The organism is Streptomyces hebeiensis (assembly GCF_052983195.1).
Window position 1 is genome coordinate 4,119,836 of record NZ_CM129812.1, and the last position, 18,931, is coordinate 4,138,766.

Genomic DNA, 18,931 nt, shown 5'->3' on the forward strand with positions numbered 1-18,931 from the left:
CAAGTCCCCCTGCTGAACAGCGCCTTGTCCGCCTACACTGACGCAGGACGGAGCGCGTCCCCCGGACCCGGAGGGTGTTTGACGGTGCGTAAGGCATGGGTTGTCGCTTCCGCCGTCTGTGGGGCCTGTGTCGGGTTCGTCGCGTTGCTGGTGGTCGGTACGTATTCCGCCGCGGCCGGACTGGCCGGCGGGGGCGGGGGCCGGGCGGTGGGGCTGGCCAAGGGGGCCGTGCCCGCCGCGTACCAGCCGCTCGTGCAGCGGTGGGGCAACCTCTGCCCCGCCATCAACCCCGCCCTGCTCGCCGCGCAGCTGTACCAGGAGAGCGGCTGGAACCCCAGCGCGCAGTCCCCCGCCAACGCCAAGGGCATCGGGCAGTTCATCCCCGGGACCTGGGAGGCGCACGGGATAGACGGGGACAAGGACGGGGACCGGGACATCTGGGACCCCGCCGACGCGATCCCCTCCGCCGCGACGTACGACTGCGAACTCGCCGGTTACGTCAAGGACGTGCCCGGTGACCAGACCAGCAACATGCTCGCCGCGTACAACGCCGGCGCGTACGCCGTCATCAAGTACGGGGGCGTGCCGCCGTACCGCGAGACACAGAACTACGTGAAGATCATCCGGACGCTGGAGAAGAGCTTCGCCGCGCCCGTCGCCGGGGTCGAGCCGTCCAGGCAGGCGGCCGGCGCCATCACCTACGCGCAGGAGAAGCTCGGGACGCCGTACCTGTGGGGCGGGAACGGCACGGCCGCCCAGGGCGGGCGGTTCGACTGCTCCGGGCTGACACAGGCGGCGTACCGCAGGGTGGGCATAGAGCTGCCCCGGGTGGCCAACGACCAGTACAACGCGGGGGAGCATCCCTCCCGGGACGAACTGCTCCCCGGTGATCTCGTCTTCTTCTCGGACGATCTGACCAACTCACGGGCCATCCGGCACGTGGGCATATACGTCGGCGGCGGATACATGATCAACGCGCCGTACACGGGAGCCGTGATCCGGTTCGACAAGATCGACACCCCGGACTACTTCGGGGCGACCCGGGTCACCGAGGACGGCGCGAAATCGCTGCCGACCGACCTGCCCGGCAGCCGGCCCGGGGCCTGAGGGACCCCTAGTCCAGGGGGGCTTTGCCCCGGCGACCGGTCGGGGCAGGGCCGTCGGAAACGCGCGGCGCCCGGCCGGTGGCCGGAACCCTTCCTCGGAACGGGGCTCTGAGCTGCGACGATGTGTCACTCTTCGATAACGTCATGGTGATCGTTCGGTAGAAAGTGGAACGCTCATGGGGCACAGGCCGTTGCCTGAGCGACAGCTGCGGTGGAGAGCCAGCAGCATGTTCCGTACCGACCACGGGGGTTGGTGGAAGCCGCGCGCGGGCACGCGCCGCGGCGGGTGACAAGGCAAGGGGCCGCAGCAGATGGCTGGACTCTCAGCTGGACTCTCACTGGAGGGGTCGAACCCCGATGTCGGCCTGCTCTACGACATCAACGGCCTGGCCAAGGACGCTCCGGCGTGGTCGGACCGGGTCATGGAGTTCGTCGGCGAGTACGGGATCATGCTCGCGATGGTGCTCGTCGCGCTCTGGTGCTGGTGGAGCGTGCGCCGGCGCGGGTCGGCGGAGGACTCGGTCACGGCCGTCGCCGGGCTGGTCTGGGCACCCCTGGCCGCCGGCGTCGCGCTGCTGATCAACATCCCCATCCGGGGGTTCGTCGGGCGCCCCAGACCCTTCGTCGACCACAAGGGCCTGGAGGTCCTGGTGGACGGGAAGACGGACTTCTCGTTCGTCAGCGACCACGCCACGATGGCGATGGCCATCGGCGTCGGCGTCTTCGTGGCACACCGGAAGTTCGGCCTCGTCGCGATCGGCCTGGCGCTCCTCGAAGGCTTCTGCCGGATCTACATGGGGGTCCATTACCCGACGGACGTGATCGGCGGGTTCGCGCTCGGTACGGCCGTCGCGCTGCTGCTCACGCCGCTCGCGACCGCCCTGCTCACGCCGCTGATGTGGGCGGTCGCGCGCTCCGAGCGCCTCGGTTGGTTCGTACGGTCACGGGCCGCGCGCGAGGCGGACCGGGACCGTACGAACGACACGGGGCGGCTCGACCCGGTCGCCGAGGGCGGGGCTCGTTCGCTCGACGTGTCCGAGGCGCGTCCCGACGACAACAATCTCGCTGCCTGAGCTGCCTGAGCTGCCTGAGCTGCCTGAGCTGCCTGAGCTGCCTGAGCTGCCTGAGCTGCCTGAGTCGCACGGGTCGCATGGGTCGCTGAACCGCCGAGGGCGCCTGAACCGCCCGGCCGAGTGGGTCCGACCGGCGTCCCTACGGCCCCTCCCGCACCGCGGACACCACCACGTTCGAGTCCCAGTGACCGTGCGCGTCGATCAGCCCGCCGCAGGTGATCAGCCGGAGCTGCGGGTCCGGCACCGGGCCGTAGACCCGCGCCGTCGGGAAGTCGCCCGTCCGGTACGTGTCCACGGCCGTCACCCGGAAGGGCAGCCGCCGCCCGTCCCCGCGCTCCGCCTCGACCAGGTCGCCCGGACGCAGCCGGCCCAGCTTGGCGAAGACCGCGTTGCGGATGTTGTCGCGACCGTTGCGAACAGGAACCGTGCCGGGGTTGGCCGGGGCGTCCCGGTGGCCGACCAGGACGGCGGGGCCGGGCTCGCCGGGGCGCGGGCCCAGGGCGTACCAGCCGACCTTCATCGCGTCGCGGAAGCCCGGCGCGTCCAGCGAGCCGTTCTCGTCCAGCCCGAGCGGGAGGACGTCGGCGGTGAGGCGGAGCACCGGGATCCGCAGGCGTACCGGCGCGGACCCCGCGTCCGCCACCCGTACGGGCCGGGGCTCGGCCGCGGGCGCGGACGCGGAGGACGGCCGCGCGGGGGGCGGCGCGTACCACTGGGGGAACAGGTGCAGCAGTACGGCGGCCACGCCGCACAGCCCCGCGATCGTGAAGAGAAGCGCGATCGCCGCGTCGGCGGCGCCCGTGGCGCCCGCGCCTTCCCCTGCCGCCCTGTTTCTTCCGGTCAGTGGTGGTCCAACGGGGCACGGCGACGGTAGCGGCGCGCCACGAGGACCGTGCCGGCGGAGGCCGCCGCGGTGGCGCCGACGGCCAGGGTGAGTTCCGCCGTGCCGGTCCGCTCCCGGGCCTCGTCCGGTGGGCCGGCGGCCACGTGCCGTGTGCCGTGAACCGCGCCGCCCCGTGCCGCGCCCGAGGGCGTCGCTCGCAACTGGCCCGCGGCGGAGGCCACGGAGGACCGGGGTGCGGTGGACCGGGGCGCGGCGGGCGCTGAGGACGGGGGCGCTGAGGTCGGGGGTGCGGCGGCGGGGGACGTGCCCGTCGGGGGCGGGCTCGGTTTCGGCCGCGACGTCGACGAGATCGTCCCCGACACGGACGGGCTCGGCGGGGCCGTGGCGCCCCGTGGCGCCGCGGGCGGGGCCGCCGGTGGGCCGGCCAGCGGGCCGGGTGGGCCGGCCGGCGGTGGGTCCGATCCCGGTGCGGCGTCGGCGATCACGGCGAAAAGAGTGGTGGCGGTGACGACGGCGAGTGTGCCGAGCGTGGCTATGCGGGAGGTGTGCGGGTGCGCGAGCCGGTGCGTGAAGCGGTGCATGAGGACACCCCTGAGGGTCTGAGGGTCTGAGGTCCGAGGGTCGGGAACCGAGGCTGTCGGCGGCCGATGGCTGGTCGCTGTCGGCTATGTACAGGCCATCGCCCGTCGGTCCGTACGGCCACCTCGGTGGGCCGTACGGCCTACAGCGACCACTCCGCCCCAGCCCCCGGCCGGCCGCTCCGCGCACCCGCCGCTCCTGACCGCCGCCCCGTCCCGCCCTGTCGCGGGGCCTCCGCGACCGCGTCCGTCAGAGCGCCTGCGGGAAGTCGAACAGCCGGTCCGGGTCGTACGTCCTCTTCAGCCGCGTCAGCCGGTCCGCCGCCGTCCCGTAGTACGCCGAGCGCCAGTCGGACAGTTTCGGGTCGGTGTAGTTCTGGTACGCCCGGCCGGACGCGTGCCGACGCATCGAGGTATGAGCGCTTTTGAGCCAATCCTGGTGTGCCGTGCCGGAGGTGCCCGGCTGCCAGGAGGCGATGTACTGGGCCAGCAGCCGCGCGCGCCGGTGCACGAAGGCCGTCGCCGCCGGGTCCGTGCGGTTGATCGCGCCGCCCAGCGCCGTGAGGATGACCGAACCGCCACCGCCCCGGTAGGCCGGGAGCCGGGTGAACTCCTCGGTGGCGGAGATCAGGGCGCGTACGGCCGCGGGCGTCAGGGACCGGTCGTAGAAGTCCGAGGTTCCCGCGTACGTCTCGCGGCGCAGGGCTCCCCGAGGGCCCCGGCCGGGCGTCGTGCCGGGCAGCCGGCACTGCTCGTCGCTCAGCTCGGAGCAGCCACCGAACAGCCGCATCGCCTCCTCGTACCCGCGGCGGCGGACCGAGACCGAGCGCGCGGACCCCGGACCGCCGGGGCCGTCGGCGAGCCGGTCGAGGGCGTTCTTCAGCTCCGTCTCACCGCCGAGCGAGAAGGCGGAGAGGGAGACGGTGGGGGCCACGCCGCCGGGCCCGGCGGACAGGTGGAGCGAGGACCAGATCTCGTCCGGCTGCCCGGGCCCCCACGCCTGCCACGCCCGGACCAGGGTCTCGGCCTTGGACCAGGGCCAGGAGGCGAACGCGGTGACGGCCTCGGGCGCCGGGTGGGTACGGAAGCGCAGCTCGGTGACGATGCCGAAGTTGCCGTTCCCGGCGCCGCGCAGCGCCCAGAAGAGGTCCGTGTGTCGTTCGGAGTCGGCGGTCAGCCGTTTGCCGTCGGCGGTCACGAGGGTGGCGGACAGCAGGTTGTCGCAGGTCAGCCCGTACGCCCGGGATACGACCCCATGGCCGCCGCCGAGGGTGAGCCCGGCGATGCCGACGGTGGGGCAGGAACCGGCGGGGATCGTACGGCCCCGGCGCGCGAGCGTCCGGTAGACGTCGCCGAGCCGGGTGCCCGCGCCGATGACGGCGTCCGGCCCGGCCCGGTCGATCGCGTCGAGGCGTGAGACGTCGATGACGAGCCGGCCGTTGCCGCTGGACCAGCCCGCGTAGGAGTGGCCGCCGCCGCGGATGGCGACGGGGACGCCGCCGGAGCGGGCGAAGGCGAGGCATTCCCTGATGTCGTCCTCTCCGGAGACATAGGCGATCGCGGCGGGCCTCAGGTCGTCGAACCGGGTGTTGTAGAGCTGACGCGCGGTCGCGTACGCGGCGTCGTCGGGGCGTACGAGCTCACCGTCCAGACCCTTGCCCAGGGCGTTCCAGGCGGCGGCGCCGACGGGCCGGGCGGAACCGGAGGCGGCGGCCGTACCGCCTGTCCCGGCCGAGCGGGAGGCGCCGGTCCTGTCCGGCGTGCTCTTCCCGTCGACGCCATCGGTGCCGTGCGTACCGGAGCCGCCGGAGCCGCCGGAGCCGCCGGAGCAGGCGGTCGCCGTCGTGGCCGTGAGGGCTCCGGCCGCGGCCGTGAGCAGCGTGCGCCGTTCCATGCGGCGACCTCCTGAGGAGCGATGCCGGGGAAGGGCCTTCCCCGGGGAACGCGCGGTCGACGTCCTGGGAAACGGGACGAGACGCGCGGGCCGTCGGGTTCCGTCAGGCGGGCGGTGTTTCGTGTCACCGGTGGACGCGGGGCGGCGGTCGTCGGGGCCGCGGGAGCAGCGGGAACAGCGGGCCCGGTGGTGCGCGAGTGGTGTCAGGGCGACAGGGCGCAGGGCGACGGGGCGACAGGACGACGGGGCGACAGGCATCGCGGTAACGCGCGGGGTGTCACGGCGCCCGGGCTGTCAGCGTGCGCGGGCCGTCAGGGCGTTGCCGCGTCCGACTCGGCAGCGGCCGCCGCGTGCGCCCGCGCGTCCGTACGTGCCCGGTCACGCGCCCGGCGCGCGGGGCCCGACCAGCCGCACGAACAGCGGGCCAGGCAGAACGAGCCGCGTTCGACGGTGGAGGCGGTGTGGCCGAGGGGGCCGAGGGGTCCGGCGGGACCGGGGGAGTCGGTGGAGTTGACGGTGCCGGCGGGGCCGGGGGTGCCGGCGCGGCGCTCGGGGATGTCGGTGCGGCGCTCGCGGGTGTCTGTATCGCACACGCCTCCACCGTACCGGCGGGGCGGCGGCCGTTGACCCCGACGGTCGGCCGGAATCCGTCCCGGCGTGACGGGGGACGCGGGCGGTCGTTATGGGAAACGGGCGGACTCGGACAAGCGGCGGCCAACTGCAGGGGGTTTGGCAGGCGATGGTGGTGCGGGAGCACAGACGCAGAGGCGCGGCGTTCGCCGCCGTGGCCGTGGCGGGGGTCGTGGCCACCGGCACCGGCTGCTCCACGAGCACGGGCGCCTCGGCCGACGACCGGCCGGGCCGGGACCCCGCGGCCGTGCGCGGCGCGGCGGATGTGCTGATCGCGGCCGGGAGTTCCAGGGCCCGCACGTCCATGGAGATGGCGGCCGGCGGGACGCGCGTGACGATCCGGGGCGAGGGCGGCTACGACTTCGCCATGCGGATGGGGCGGCTCCGGGTCGTCCTGCCCAAGGACCCGGCGGGCACCAGCGAGCACCGGCCCATCACCGAACTGCTCTCGCCCACCGCCCTGTACATGAAGAACCGGGGCGCCGGGGTGCCCGCCGACAAGTGGGTACGGGTCGACTCGACCGACCTGCGGGACGGGAACCTGGTCACGGGCGGGGCGACGGATCCGCTGACCGCCGCCGAACTGCTGCGCGGCGCCCGGGACATCACCTTCGTCGGCGAGCAGGACCTGGCCGGCACGCGCGTCCGGCACTACCGGGGCGTCACGGACATCGGCCGGGCCGCGAAGTCGGCGGCGCCGTACGCGCGCGAGGCGCTGGCCGCCGCGGCGGACGGGTTCGGCGAGGACGCGGTGCCGTTCGACGCCTATCTGGACGAGGCAGGGCGGCTGCGCAAGGTCAGGCACCGGTTCAACTACGTCAACCAGGGGCGGACGTTCGAGGTCGCCTCGACCACGCTGCTGTACGCGTTCGGGGTGGGCGTCGCCGTCGCGCTGCCGCCGGAGGAGGACATCTTCGCCGGCGAGATCAAGATGTGACCTTCGGCGGGCGGCGGCCGGGGCGGGAGCGCACACCATCGGCCACCGCCGTGCGCGGGGCCCGGAACAGACGCCCGTACCTGCGCCGATGCCGGTGGCTGACGCGGGTAGACGCATCGCCGGACAGGGATCGGCAAGAACGGATCAAGCCGTAACCCCGGAGGGCCAAGACGGAAATGGTCCGGACGTGCCATGCGCGCGCGTAGCACGCTCCCTACGCTGGAGACGAGACCGGCAGGGAGAGGTGACAGCACGTGGGTGCGTTGCGTACGCCGACCGTCCAGGACCACGTGGCCCTCGCCGAGATCGAGCTGTGCGGGGAGTTGATGATCGCGGCCTCCGCCGCGGACGGGGAACGGCTGAGTCCGGACCGTATCGACGAGGTACTGAACGTGACGGCCGAGCGCCCCGGAGCGGAGCTTCCCGGCCGGGCCGGGGTGGCCGGGCCGCCTCGGGTGGCGGCTGTCTCGTCCTGTCCCTCCCGTCCCGCCCGGCTCGTTCGACGGACAGGGGCCCACGGGGAGTGAGCGCGCCGGCACGGGGGCCACGGTGCTGTGACCATGCCCCCGGCCGGCGCTTTCGCCAGTCGTGCCGGCGGTCGCGCCGGCGGTCGCTTTCGCGACGTTCCGGTGGTCAGCGGGCCCTCAGGTGCGGAGCAGGCGCGCGATCGCCTTGGTCGCCTCGTCCACCTTCGCGTCGATCTCGTCGCCCCCCTTGACGGCCGCGTCCGCCACGCAGTGACGCAGGTGCTCCTCCAGGAGCTGGAGGGCGAAGGACTGCAGGGCCTTGGTGGAAGCCGAGACCTGGGTGAGTATGTCGATGCAGTAGACGTCCTCGTCGACCAGTCGCTGGAGTCCGCGGATCTGGCCCTCGATCCGGCGCAGCCGCTTGAGGTGCTCGCCCTTTTGTTTGTGGTAGCCGTGCACCCCGTGGTCGTGGTCCGCGGCGCCGGCGGCGTCGCCGGCGTCGCCGGCCGATCCCGCGGAACCGGTCGGTACGGTCGCTCCCGCCGTCGGCACGGAAGGCGCGTCCTCCGCCATCGCGCCGGCCGCTTCAGTGGTCGTCATCGCGTCCTCCCGGTGGTGCCGCGTTCCTGGTGAGCCCGAAAGGGCGGTCATACCGGTGTTTATACCCCACCTGGGTATAGGGTACCGGTTTGTGCGGTCTGGTACAGGGCCCTGTGTCGAGCCCGTGGCCGATGGGCGACACTGGGATGCCGGTTAGCTGTGGCCGGATGATGCGCCTAGCATCACCCTGACCGAATCCCATGTAACCCGAGGACCCCACGTGCGTTTTCGTCTGACCCCCAGGGAGACGAGCTTCTACGACATGTTCTCCGCGTCCGCGGACAACATCGTCACGGGCTCGAAGCTCCTGATGGAACTCCTCGGTGCGGATTCCTCCGCGCGGGCCGAGATCGCGGAGCGGATGCGGGCAGCGGAGCACGCGGGAGATGACGCCACTCACGCAATCTTCCATCAGCTCAACTCCTCCTTCATCACGCCGTTCGACCGCGAGGACATCTACAACCTCGCCTCCTCGCTCGACGACATCATGGACTTCATGGAGGAGGCCGTCGACCTCGTCGTCCTCTACAACATCGAGGAGCTGCCGAAGGGCGTCGAGCAGCAGATCGAGGTCCTGGCCAGGGCGGCCGAGCTGACCGCCGAGGCCATGCCGCACCTGCGGACGATGAGCAACCTCACCGAGTACTGGATCGAGGTCAACCGGCTGGAGAACCAGGCCGACCAGATCCACCGCAAGCTGCTGGCGCACCTCTTCAACGGCAAGTACGACGCGATGGACGTGCTCAAGCTGAAGCAGATCGTCGATGTGCTGGAGGAGGCCGCGGACGCGTTCGAGCACGTCGCGAACACGGTGGAGACCATCGCGGTCAAGGAGTCCTGACGTCAGTGGACACCTTCGCACTGGTCGTGACCATCGGGGTCGCGCTCGGCTTCACGTACACCAACGGCTTCCACGACTCCGCCAACGCCATCGCGACCTCGGTGTCCACCCGGGCACTGACCCCGCGCGCCGCCCTCGCCATGGCGGCGGTGATGAACATGGCGGGCGCGTTCCTCGGCCAGGGGGTCGCCAAGACCGTCAGTGAGGGGCTGATCGCCACGCCGCACGGTGAGAAGGGGATGGCCATCCTCTTCGCCGCGCTGGTCGGCGCGGTCGTCTGGAACCTGATCACCTGGTACTTCGGGCTGCCCTCCTCTTCCTCCCACGCGCTGTTCGGCGGCATGGTGGGCGCCGCGCTGGCCGGCGGGACCGAGGTGATCTGGACCGGGGTGCTGGAGAAGATCGTCATTCCGATGTTCGTCTCGCCGGTCATCGGCCTGGTCGCCGGTTACCTGGTGATGGTCGCGATCATGTGGCTGTTCCGCAGGACCAACCCGCACAAGGCCAAGCGCGGATTCCGGATAGCCCAGACCGTGTCGGCGGCCGGGATGGCGCTCGGACACGGTTTGCAGGACGCGCAGAAGACGATGGGCATCGTGGTGATGGCGCTGGTCATCGCGGATGTGGAGCAGTCCGGCGACGAGATCCCGGTCTGGGTGAAGATCGTCTGCGCGCTGATGCTGTCCCTCGGTACGTACGCGGGTGGCTGGCGCATCATGCGCACACTCGGCCGGAAGATCATCGAGCTGGACCCGCCGCAGGGGTTCGCGGCGGAGACGACCGGCGCCTCGATCATGTTCGGCTCGGCGTTCCTGTTCCACGCGCCGATCTCCACGACGCACGTCATCACCTCGGCGATCATGGGCGTCGGGGCGACGAAGCGGGTCAACGCGGTGCGCTGGGGGGTCGCGAAGAACATCATTCTGGGCTGGTTCATCACGATGCCGGCGGCGGCACTGGTGGCGGCCCTCAGCTTCTGGGTGGTCCGGCTGGCGTTCGGCTGACAGGCCGCGTCGCGCGCTGTCGCCGTCCTGTCGCGCGCTGCCACGCGTTGTCGCCGTGGTGTCGCCGTGTGCCCGTTCGCTCCGGCCCGTGCGCGCGTACGTCGCCACACAAGTGGGCCCGCCCCCCTGGGAGAGGGGGCGGGCCCTTCGTCGTGCGGTGGCACCGCCATGCAGCACCGCAGGACGCGTCGTCGCCGTCCCGTCAGCCGAAGCGGCCGGAGATGTAGTCCTCCGTCGCCTGTACGGACGGGTTGGCGAAGATCCGCTCGGTCTCGTCGATCTCGATGAGCTTGCCGGGCTGGCCGACGGCGGCCAGGTTGAAGAACGCCGTACGGTCCGACACCCGCGCCGCCTGCTGCATGTTGTGCGTCACGATGACGATGGTGAAGCGTTCCTTCAGCTCACCGATCAGGTCCTCGATGGCGAGGGTCGAGATCGGGTCCAGGGCCGAGCACGGCTCGTCCATCAGCAGGACGTCCGGCTCGACCGCGATCGCGCGGGCGATGCACAGGCGCTGCTGCTGACCGCCGGAGAGGCCGGACCCGGGCTTGTTCAGCCGGTCCTTGACCTCGTTCCACAGGTTCGCGCCCTTGAGGGACTTCTCGACGATCTCGTTCAGCCGGCTCTTGCCGTACTTGCCGTTCAGCCGCAGCCCGGCCGCGACGTTGTCGTAGATCGACATCGTCGGGAACGGGTTGGGGCGCTGGAAGACCATGCCGACCGTACGGCGTACGGCGACGGGGTCGACGTTCGAGCCGTACAGGTTCTCGTCGTCCAGCAGCACCTTGCCCTCGACGCGGCCACCGGGGGTGACCTCGTGCATACGGTTCAGGGTGCGCAGGAAGGTCGACTTGCCGCAACCGGACGGGCCGATGAAGGCCGTCACGGAACGGGGCTCGACGGTCATCGAGATGTCGTCGATGGCCCGGTGGGAGCCGTAGAACGCGGAGAGTCCGCTGACGTCGATGCGCTTGGCCATGTCAATCACTGCTTCTTTCGTGGCCCCGGTCGGCGGAGCCGGATGTCGTGGCCTCAGCGGCCGGTCTTCGGGGCCTTCCAGCGGGCGATTCCGCGCGCCACCAGGTTGAGGATCATGACGAAGGCGATGAGCACCAGTGCCGCGGCCCAGGCGCGGTCGATCGACGCGACCTCGCCGGCCTTGTACTGCTCGTAAATGTAGAAGGGCAGCGACGACTGCGCCCCTTCGAAGGGGTTGGAGTTGATCAGCTGGCTGCCGAAGACGAGCAGGATGATCGGCGCGGTCTCACCGGCGATACGGGCGATCGCGAGCATCACACCCGTGGTGATGCCGCCGATCGCGGTCGGCAGGACCACCTTGAGGATCATCCGCCACTTCGGTACGCCGAGGGCGAGCGCGGCCTCGCGCAGCTCGTTCGGGACGAGCTTGAGCATCTCCTCGGTGGAGCGGACCACGACCGGCATCATCAGGATCGCGAGGGCGAGCGAGCCCATCAGACCGGACGGCTCGATCTTGCCCATCAGCATGATCGCCAGGATGAACAGACCCGCGACGATGGACGGGATGCCCGTCATGACGTCCACGAAGAAGGTGACGGCCTTGGCCAGCGCGCCCTTGCCGTACTCGACGAGGTAGACGGCGGTCAGCAGGCCGATCGGCGTGGCGATCACGGTGGCGATGCCGACCTGCTCCAGCGTGCCGATCAGCGCGTGGTAGACACCGCCGCCGGCCTGGGAGCTGGGGACGCCGGCCATGGAGTGGCTGAGGAAGTACGGGTCGAGGACCTTCATCCCGCGGCTGACGGTGACCCAGAGCAGCGAGAACAGCGGGATCACGGCGAGGATGAAGCAGACCCAGACGACGCTGGTGGCGAGGCGGTCCTTGGCCTGCCGGCCGTTCTCCACCGCCGAGGTCACCGCGTACGAGATGACCAGGAACGCGACCACCGCGATCAGGCCCCACTGCACCCGGCTCTGGAGCCCGGCGCCGGCGCCGACGGCCACGCCGATCACGATGCCGGCGGCGGCGAAGCCGGCCGGTGCCCAGCGGGGCAGGCCGCGCTGGCTGAGGCTCTGCCGGCGCTCGGGGCCGGAGCCGGGGACGCCGCCCGGGGCCGGGCCGGGACCGCTGCCGGAACTCTTGTCCGGCGCGGTGGCGGTCGGCCTGTTCCGTATGGCCGCGCTGCCGGCCGGAACGGCCGCCGGGCCGTTGCCCGCCGCGCCGCTGTGTGCGTTACTCATGCGTTGGCCCCCGAGTACTCCTTGCGGCGGGCGATGATGAGGCGGGCCGCGCCGTTGACCAGCAGGGTGAGAAGGAAGAGCACCAGGCCGGACGCGATCAGCGCGTCCCGTCCGAACTGGTCGGCCTCGTCGAACTTCGCCGCGATGTTCTGGGCGAACGTTCCGCCGCCCGGGTCCAGCAGGTGGAGCGACATCAGGAAGTTCGGGGAGAGGACCGTGGCGACGGCCATCGTCTCGCCGAGCGCGCGGCCGAGGCCCAGCATCGAGGCGGAGATGACGCCCGAGCGGCCGAAGGGGAGGACCGACATGCGGATGACCTCCCAGCGGGTGGCGCCGAGCGCGAGCGCCGCCTCCTCGTTCATCCGCGGCACCTGGAGGAAGACCTCGCGGCTGACGCTGGTGATGATCGGCAGGATCATGATCGCCAGCAGGATGCCCACGGTGAACATGTTGCGGGCGACGCCGGGCTGGGTCTGGTCGAAGATGTACGTCCAGGAGAAGTACTGGTCGAGCCAGAGGTTCAGACCGCCGAGGTACGGCACGAGGAAGAGGGCGCCCCAGATGCCGTAGATGATCGACGGCACGGCGGCCAGCAGGTCCACGACGTACGCGAGCGGCGCGGCCAGCCGGCGCGGCGCGTAGTGCGAGATGAACAGCGCGATGCCGACGGCCACCGGAACCGCGATCACCAGCGCGATGACGGAGCTGACGACCGTGCCGAAGAGCAGGACCGCGATGCCGAAGACCGGCGGGTCGCCGGCCGGGTTCCAGTCGAAGGTCGTGAGGAAGTTGCCCTCGTCCTGGGAGATGGCGAGCGTGGCGCGGTAGGTGAGGAAGGCCGCGATCGTGGCCATGATGACGAGCAGCAGAATGCCCGAGCCCTTGGAGAGGCCCGAGAAGATCGTGTCGCCCAGGCGGCCGGTCGAGCCGCCCGGTGCGGACTTGGCCGGTGGGGCCGGCGGAGTGTCTATCGGTGTGGTGGAAGCCATGGTCTTTCCGGTCTGTGTGGGGGAGAGGGGGCTCCCCTGGCGGCGGTGCACCGGATGGGTTGGACGGCCGCCGGCCCGGAGGTCTGTCCGGGCCGGCGGCGTCACGAGAGGGCCCTGGTCAGGAGAGGCCCTTCACGGTCTCGCGGACCTTGGCGTTGATCTCGGCGGGGATCGGCGCGTAACCGGCCTCCGAGAGCAGCTTCTGGCCGTCCTCGCTGGAGGTGTAGTTCAGGAAGGACTTGACCGCGGGCAGGGTCTCGGCCTTGTTGCCCTTGTCGCAGACGATCTCGTACGTCACGAGGACGATCGGGTAGGCGCCGTCGGCCTTGGTGGCGTAGTCGAGGTCGAGCGCCAGGTCCTTGCCGGTGCCCTTGATCTTGGCGGCGGCGATGGCCTTGGACGCGTTGGCCGAGGACGCCTCGACCGGGGCGCTGGCACCGGTGTCGATCTTGACCGTGGGGATCTTCTGGGAGGTGGCGTACGAGAGCTCGAAGTAACCGATCGAGCCGTCCACCTGCTTCACCTGCGTCGCCACGCCGGAGGAGCCGGAGGCCGCCTGGCCGCCCGGGGCGGGCCACTTCTTCTCGGCCTCGTACTTCCAGTCCGAGGCGGCGGCGGCACCCAGGTACTTGCCGAGGTTCTGGGTGGTGCCGGAGTCCTCGGAGCGGTGGAACGCCTGGATCTGCTTGTTCGGGAGCGTGGCGTCCGGGTTGAGCTTCTTGATCGCCTCGTCGTTCCAGTTCTTGATCTTGTTGTCGAAGATCTTGGCCAGCGTGGGGGCGTCCAGGACCAGGTTGTCCACGCCCTGCAGGTGGTAGCCGATCGCGATCGGGCCGCCGACCATGGGCAGGTTTATGCCCTGGCCGCCCTTGCAGGTCTGCTTCGACTCGGCGACCTCTTCGGGCTTGAGCGCCGAGTCGGAGCCCGCGAAGCCGACGGTGCCCTGGTTGAAGGCGACGATGCCCTCGCCGGACGACGAGGACTTGTAGTTGACCTCGACGCCGGTGCAGGTGGCCATGTAGTTCTTGACCCACAGGTCCATCGCGTTCTTCTGCGCGCTGGAGCCCGACGCCCGCAGCTGGCCCTTGGCGTCCGCGCAGACCTCCTTGGAAGCCGCCGAGGCCTTGGTGCCCGAGTCGCCGGGTGCCGTGTTGTCGTCGGATCCGCACGCCGTGAGAACCAGGGCGCCGGAGACGGCGAGGGCACCGAGCGCGGTGGCGCGCAGCCCGTTCTTGCGCTGAAGCTTCACTTCGGGTGTTCCTTCCAGAAGCCGCCGGTCTCTGCCTGTTGTACGGCGGCGTGCGTCGAGGTGGCTGGTGGCGGTGCTCGGTCCGTCACCTTGTGAGGCCGAAATTAGGCAGATCAGGTGAAGCCGCCGACGGGCGGGAGTGAACGGGAGGTGAACCTCGACGGACACCTGGGTGTGGGGCCTTCCGGGACGGGGCTTCCGGGAGGCCCGGCCGGCCCCGGGCCCGAGTGACCGGGCCGGGGGCCGGGGGCCGGGGGCCGGGCCGGACGGCCGAAGGGCCGCTACGCCGGGAGCGGCGTCCGCAGCAGCTCGTCGACCAGGAGCTTGTCCCTCTCTTGCGTCAGGCGTTGCGTTGCCGCGCTCGGGGGGAGCCAGAGAAGCCCGTCCACCTCGCGGTTCGGCTCGAAGGTGCCGCCGGTCGCCTCGGCCGCCCAGTAGCGGACCTCCTTGGGGCGGGCCTCCACCTCGTAACGCAGAGTGGGCAGTTCCGGGCCCAGGACGCATGTCATGCCGGTCTCCTCCCGCACCTCGCGGACCGCCGCGTCCCGGGCGTGCTCGCCGCGCTTGAGCTTGCCTTTCGGGTGGGACCAGTCGTCGTACTTGGGGCGGTGGACCAGCGCCAGTTCGATGCCGGAACCGGACGGGGCGCGGCGCCACAGGACGCAGCCCGCCGCCAGGACCGGCGCCCCGGGGGCCGCCGTCATGGCTTTTTCACCGCCGCCGCCTCCTGCCACACCCGCTGGAACGCGTACCGCGCCGCCTCCACCTCGTGGCGCTGGTCCGCGTGCAGGACGCCCAGCGCATAGGCCGTCGCCGGGGCGATCCGGGGGGTGCGGGCGGCGTTCGCCGCGGCCGCCGCCGCCTCCGCCGCGTCGCGGTGCCGGTCCAGGGCCTGGCCCGCCACCGTCAGCACCGGGTCGGCCGTGCCCGCCGGGCACCAGATCTCCTGGGCGTAGCGGTGCAGCCGCAGCAGCTGCCGTACGTGGTGCCAGGGCGCGTCCTGCGTCTCGCCGTCCGCCGTCGTGGCCAGGCCGCTCACCAGGGCCTCCGCGTTGTACGGGTGCGCCGCGCGGGTCAGCGGGAGCGCGCTCACGGCGTCCAGCAGCCGGCGTTCGGCGTACGCGGCGGGCCCGGGCAGCAGCTCGGCGGCGGGCGCGCTCGCGATCGGGGCCAGCGGCACCTCGGAGGCGAGGACCGCCACCGAGTCCGCCACCGCGTGGAAGCGCGACGAGCCGAGCGCCTGGAGAGCGGCGGAGTGGGCGCGTGTCCTGGCCAGGGTGAGCCGGCGCTCCAGCAGCGCGCCGGCCCGGGAGGCCCCGACGGTCAGGGTGCCGGACGGGCCGGATGGCGGGCCGGATGGACCTGAAGGGCCGGACGGGCGGGACGGGGTCGAGGTGCTGGAGGTGTCCGAAGGGCCGGGCGCGGCGGCCGGCGCGGAGAATCCGCCCCGCGCGGACGGCCCGGCCGCGGTCTGTCGTTCCGTACGGCCGCCCCGTTCAGCCCGTTCGCCCCGTTCCCGTCCCGTACGGCCGCCGCCCGCGGGCACCGGCACGGCCGCCGGTGCGGGTACGGCCGCCGGTGCGGGTACGGGCGCCGGTACGGGCGCGGGCACCGACAGCCGCGCCAGCGCCCCCATCAGCCGGTGCAGCCGGTTCGCGCACGCCTGTTCCTGGGCGAGCGTGCCGGTGAGCCAGCCCAGTTCCGTGACGAGCTGGTCGGCCCAGCCGGGGTCCAGCAGTGGCCGGAACGTGTGCAGCGCCCCGCCGATCCTGCGCGCCGAGCCGCGCAGCGAGCGCGCCGCCGACTCGGCCGCCGCGGCGTCCGCGCCGCTCTCGTCGTACAGCCGCACCCCGCGCAGGAAGTCACCGGCCCTGGCGTGCAGATAGCCGGCGAGGACCTCCCCCGCGGTGAGCCGGTCGCCCGCGGTCACCCGCTGGTCCTCCGGCGCCGGCGCGGGGCCGCCGCCAGGGACGCCGGAGGTAAGCCCGCCACCGGACGGCGCTCTCCCGGCACCGCCCGGGGCGCGGGGATCGGAGCCGGGCCCACCGGCCCCCTGTCGCCCGGCGGTCCCACGACGGCCGGTGTCCGGGCGCCCGGAGCCGGGGCGACGGTCGGTGTCCACTTCATGGTGCTGCACGCCTGCGCCTCCGGGCGTCTATGAGCATTTCCTGTACGTGCCGCAGCGGCGTTCCGTCCGCGTCCGTCGCGTGCCGGGTCCAGTTGCCGTCCGGGCCGAGGTGCCAGGAGGACGTGGAGTCGGACATCCCCGTGTCGAGCAGCCGGATCAGGGACGCGCGGTGCGCCGGGTCCACCACCCTGACCAGCGCTTCGATACGGCGGTCGAGGTTGCGGTGCATCATGTCCGCGCTGCCGATCCAGACCTCCGGCTCCCCGCCGTTGCCGAACGCGAAGATCCGCGAGTGCTCCAGGAACCGGCCGAGCACGGACCGTACCCGGATGTTCTCCGAGAGCCCCGGCACCCCCGGCCGCAGGGCGCAGATGCCCCGCACCCAGACGTCCACCGGCACGCCGGCCCGTGAGGCCCGGTAGCAGGCGTCGACGACCGCCTCGTCGACCATCGAGTTGACCTTGATGCGGACGGAGGCGGGGCGGCCCGCGCGGTGGTGCGCGATCTCCTTGTTGATCCGGGTGATCAGCCCGTCGCGCAGCGACTTCGGGGCGACGAGCAGCCGGCGGTAGGTCTCCCGGCGCGAGTAGCCGGACAGCCGGTTGAACAGGTCGGAGAGGTCCGCGCCGACCTGCGGGTCCGCGGTGAGCAGGCCGATGTCCTCGTACAGCCGGGCCGTCTTCGGGTGGTAGTTGCCCGTGCCGACGTGGCTGTAGCGGCGCAGCGTGTCGCCCTCCTGACGGACCACCAGCGACAGCTTGCAGTGCGTCTTCAGCCCCACCAGGCCGTACACCACGTGGCAGCCGGACTCCTCCAGCTTGCGCGCCCATTTGATGTTGGCCTGCTCGTCGAAGCGGGCCTTGATCTCGACGAGGACGAGGACCTGTTTGCCCGAGTCGGCGGCGTCGATCAGCGCGTCGACGATCGGGGAGTCACCGGAGGTGCGGTACAGCGTCTGCTTGATCGCCAGCACGTCCGGATCGGCCGCGGCCTGCTCCAGGAACGCCTGGACGGAGGTCGAGAAGGAGTCGTACGGGTGGTGCAGCAGGACGTCCCGCTCGCGCAGCGCCCCGAATATGTCCGGCGCGGACGCCGACTCCACCTCGGCGAGGTCGCGGTGCGTGCCCGCGACGAACTTGGGGTACTTCAGCTCCGGCCGGTCCAGCGACGCGGTCCCGAAGAGCGCGGTCAGGTCCAGCGGGCCGGGCAGCGGATAGACCTCCGCGTCGGACACCTTCAGCTCGCGGACCAGCAGGTCGAGGACGTACGGGTCGATGGACTCCTCCACCTCCAGCCGTACGGGCGGGCCGAAGCGGCGCCGCATGAGTTCCTTCTCCAGCGCCTTGAGGAGGTTCTCGGCGTCGTCCTCCTCCACCTCCAGGTCCTCGTTCCGCGTGACCCGGAACATGTGGTGCGCGAGGACCTCCATCCCGGGGAACAGCTCCTCCAGGTGCGCGGCTATGACGTCCTCCAGCGGCACGTACCGCTGCGGCGACGCCTCCAGGAAGCGGGACAGCAGCGGCGGCACCTTCACCCGGGCGAAGTGGCGGTGGCCGGTCACCGGGTTGCGCACGACGACGGCCAGGTTGAGGGAGAGGCCGGAGATGTACGGGAACGGGTGCGCCGGGTCCACCGCCAGCGGGGTGAGGACGGGGAAGATCTGCTGCCGGAACAGCGTGAACAGGCGTGCCTGCTCCTTCTCGGTCAGCTCGGGCCAGCGGATGATGTGGATGCCCTCGTCGGCCAGGGCCGGGGCGACGTCCTGCTGGTAGCAGGCCGCGTGCCGGGCCATGAGTTCGCGCGACCGGGTCCAGATCAGGTCCAGCACCTCGCGCGGCTGGAGGCCGGAGGCGGAGCGGGTGGCGACGCCCGTCGCTATCCGTCGCTTGAGGCCGGCGACCCGGACCATGAAGAACTCGTCCAGGTTGGACGCGAAGATGGCGAGGAAGTTGGCCCGCTCCAGGAGCGGGGTCGCGGGATCCTCGGCGAGCTCCAGGACCCGCTCGTTGAACGCGAGCCAGCTGCGCTCGCGGTCCAGGAACCGACCCAGCGGCAGCTCGCCGTCGCCCCCGGGGCCGGCGCCGTCCACCTCGTACGCGTCGAGGTCGGAGTCGAGATCGGGGGCCAGGCCGGAACCGGTGGCACCGGTGGCGACCGTGTGGGGGCGGTGCGCGGCTATGAAGCCCACGGACGGCTGCTGAGGGGGCTGGGGCTGCTGGACCGGTACCTCGGCGGGCTGCTGGCTCATATCCCCATTGTTCCGCGCGGACGGGACGACGGGCGCGTCGGAAAGGGCGGGGGTGAGGCGGAAGGGGCCGGTGCTCTTGCCGTTCGGGGTGGGGGGCACAGCGGGCTGCATTCAGAGAGAGTT

18 protein-coding genes are annotated in these 18,931 nt (G+C 71.9%); 6 read left to right on the plus strand and 12 right to left on the minus strand.

From position 1 onward, the window contains the following. Window positions 1–84 precede the first annotated feature (84 nt). Both ACU6P3_RS17945 and ACU6P3_RS17950 read left to right on the plus strand, forming a co-directional pair. Window positions 85–1,107 carry a C40 family peptidase gene (locus tag ACU6P3_RS17945; protein ID WP_447193189.1) on the plus strand — a complete coding sequence of 341 codons (1,023 nt, stop codon included), beginning with the start codon at window positions 85–87 and terminating at the stop codon, window positions 1,105–1,107. Window positions 1,108–1,417: 310 nt separating this feature from the next. Then, window positions 1,418–2,179 carry a phosphatase PAP2 family protein gene (locus ACU6P3_RS17950; RefSeq protein WP_447193190.1) on the plus strand — a complete coding sequence of 254 codons (762 nt, stop codon included), beginning with the start codon at window positions 1,418–1,420 and terminating at the stop codon, window positions 2,177–2,179. Between the two features lie 139 nt (window positions 2,180–2,318). Here the strand turns inward: ACU6P3_RS17950 and ACU6P3_RS17955 are convergent, their stop codons facing one another. The 4 genes from ACU6P3_RS17955 to ACU6P3_RS17970 form a co-directional block, all read right to left on the minus strand. After that, window positions 2,319–2,924: a sortase domain-containing protein gene (locus ACU6P3_RS17955; protein ID WP_447193191.1), complete on the minus strand. Its 606-nt coding sequence runs from the start codon at window positions 2,922–2,924 to the stop codon at window positions 2,319–2,321. A 95-nt stretch (window positions 2,925–3,019) separates the two neighbouring features. Beyond that, window positions 3,020–3,604 carry a hypothetical protein gene (locus tag ACU6P3_RS17960; protein WP_447193192.1) on the minus strand — a complete coding sequence of 195 codons (585 nt, stop codon included), beginning with the start codon at window positions 3,602–3,604 and terminating at the stop codon, window positions 3,020–3,022. A gap of 247 nt (window positions 3,605–3,851) precedes the next feature. Then, window positions 3,852–5,495 (minus strand): FAD-binding oxidoreductase, encoded by a 1,644-nt coding sequence (locus tag ACU6P3_RS17965; protein ID WP_447193193.1) that lies wholly within the window; start codon window positions 5,493–5,495, stop codon window positions 3,852–3,854. Window positions 5,496–5,806: 311 nt separating this feature from the next. After that, complete coding sequence (locus ACU6P3_RS17970) at window positions 5,807–6,052, minus strand: hypothetical protein (protein ID WP_447197942.1); 246 nt, start codon at window positions 6,050–6,052, stop codon at window positions 5,807–5,809. Between the two features lie 182 nt (window positions 6,053–6,234). On the opposite strand from ACU6P3_RS17970, the gene ACU6P3_RS17975 reads away from it, so the two are divergent. Both ACU6P3_RS17975 and ACU6P3_RS17980 read left to right on the plus strand, forming a co-directional pair. After that, a complete protein-coding gene (locus ACU6P3_RS17975; RefSeq protein WP_447193194.1) occupies window positions 6,235–7,062 on the plus strand; it encodes an SCO4651 family lipoprotein in 828 nt (275 codons plus the stop codon). 254 nt (window positions 7,063–7,316) lie between these two features. Continuing rightward, window positions 7,317–7,589: a hypothetical protein gene (locus tag ACU6P3_RS17980; RefSeq protein WP_037804982.1), complete on the plus strand. Its 273-nt coding sequence runs from the start codon at window positions 7,317–7,319 to the stop codon at window positions 7,587–7,589. 117 nt (window positions 7,590–7,706) lie between these two features. On the opposite strand, the gene ACU6P3_RS17985 is transcribed toward ACU6P3_RS17980, so the two are convergent. After that, on the minus strand, window positions 7,707–8,129 hold the full coding sequence (locus ACU6P3_RS17985; RefSeq protein ID WP_447193195.1) for a metal-sensitive transcriptional regulator: 423 nt from the start codon (window positions 8,127–8,129) through the stop codon (window positions 7,707–7,709). 220 nt (window positions 8,130–8,349) lie between these two features. Here ACU6P3_RS17985 and ACU6P3_RS17990 point away from each other — a divergent pair, with 220 nt between their 5' ends. Both ACU6P3_RS17990 and ACU6P3_RS17995 read left to right on the plus strand, forming a co-directional pair. Further along, window positions 8,350–8,970, plus strand: a complete 621-nt coding sequence (locus tag ACU6P3_RS17990; protein ID WP_447193196.1) for a DUF47 domain-containing protein — start codon at window positions 8,350–8,352, stop codon at window positions 8,968–8,970. A gap of 5 nt (window positions 8,971–8,975) precedes the next feature. After that, complete coding sequence (locus ACU6P3_RS17995) at window positions 8,976–9,974, plus strand: inorganic phosphate transporter (protein ID WP_447193197.1); 999 nt, start codon at window positions 8,976–8,978, stop codon at window positions 9,972–9,974. A gap of 202 nt (window positions 9,975–10,176) precedes the next feature. On the opposite strand, the gene pstB is transcribed toward ACU6P3_RS17995, so the two are convergent. The 7 genes from pstB to ACU6P3_RS18030 form a co-directional block, all read right to left on the minus strand. Then, on the minus strand, window positions 10,177–10,953 hold the full coding sequence (pstB, locus tag ACU6P3_RS18000) for a phosphate ABC transporter ATP-binding protein PstB (protein WP_030756263.1): 777 nt from the start codon (window positions 10,951–10,953) through the stop codon (window positions 10,177–10,179). A gap of 53 nt (window positions 10,954–11,006) precedes the next feature. Beyond that, entirely contained in the window at window positions 11,007–12,194 is a 1,188-nt protein-coding gene (pstA, locus tag ACU6P3_RS18005; protein WP_447193198.1) for a phosphate ABC transporter permease PstA, read from the minus strand. After that, window positions 12,191–13,183: a phosphate ABC transporter permease subunit PstC gene (pstC, locus tag ACU6P3_RS18010; RefSeq protein ID WP_447193199.1), complete on the minus strand. Its 993-nt coding sequence runs from the start codon at window positions 13,181–13,183 to the stop codon at window positions 12,191–12,193. The genes pstA and pstC overlap by 4 nt, the downstream gene beginning before the upstream one ends. A gap of 118 nt (window positions 13,184–13,301) precedes the next feature. After that, the gene (gene pstS / locus ACU6P3_RS18015) at window positions 13,302–14,432 is read right to left on the minus strand and encodes a phosphate ABC transporter substrate-binding protein PstS (RefSeq protein WP_447193200.1); all 1,131 of its coding nucleotides are present in this window, start codon (window positions 14,430–14,432) and stop codon (window positions 13,302–13,304) included. A gap of 281 nt (window positions 14,433–14,713) precedes the next feature. Beyond that, on the minus strand, window positions 14,714–15,136 hold the full coding sequence (locus ACU6P3_RS18020; RefSeq protein ID WP_447193201.1) for an NUDIX hydrolase: 423 nt from the start codon (window positions 15,134–15,136) through the stop codon (window positions 14,714–14,716). Continuing rightward, window positions 15,133–16,362 carry a CHAD domain-containing protein gene (locus ACU6P3_RS18025; RefSeq protein WP_447193202.1) on the minus strand — a complete coding sequence of 410 codons (1,230 nt, stop codon included), beginning with the start codon at window positions 16,360–16,362 and terminating at the stop codon, window positions 15,133–15,135. The genes ACU6P3_RS18020 and ACU6P3_RS18025 overlap by 4 nt, the downstream gene beginning before the upstream one ends. A 193-nt stretch (window positions 16,363–16,555) precedes the next feature. After that, window positions 16,556–18,808: an RNA degradosome polyphosphate kinase gene (locus tag ACU6P3_RS18030; RefSeq protein WP_447193203.1), complete on the minus strand. Its 2,253-nt coding sequence runs from the start codon at window positions 18,806–18,808 to the stop codon at window positions 16,556–16,558. Window positions 18,809–18,931: the final 123 nt, after the last annotated feature.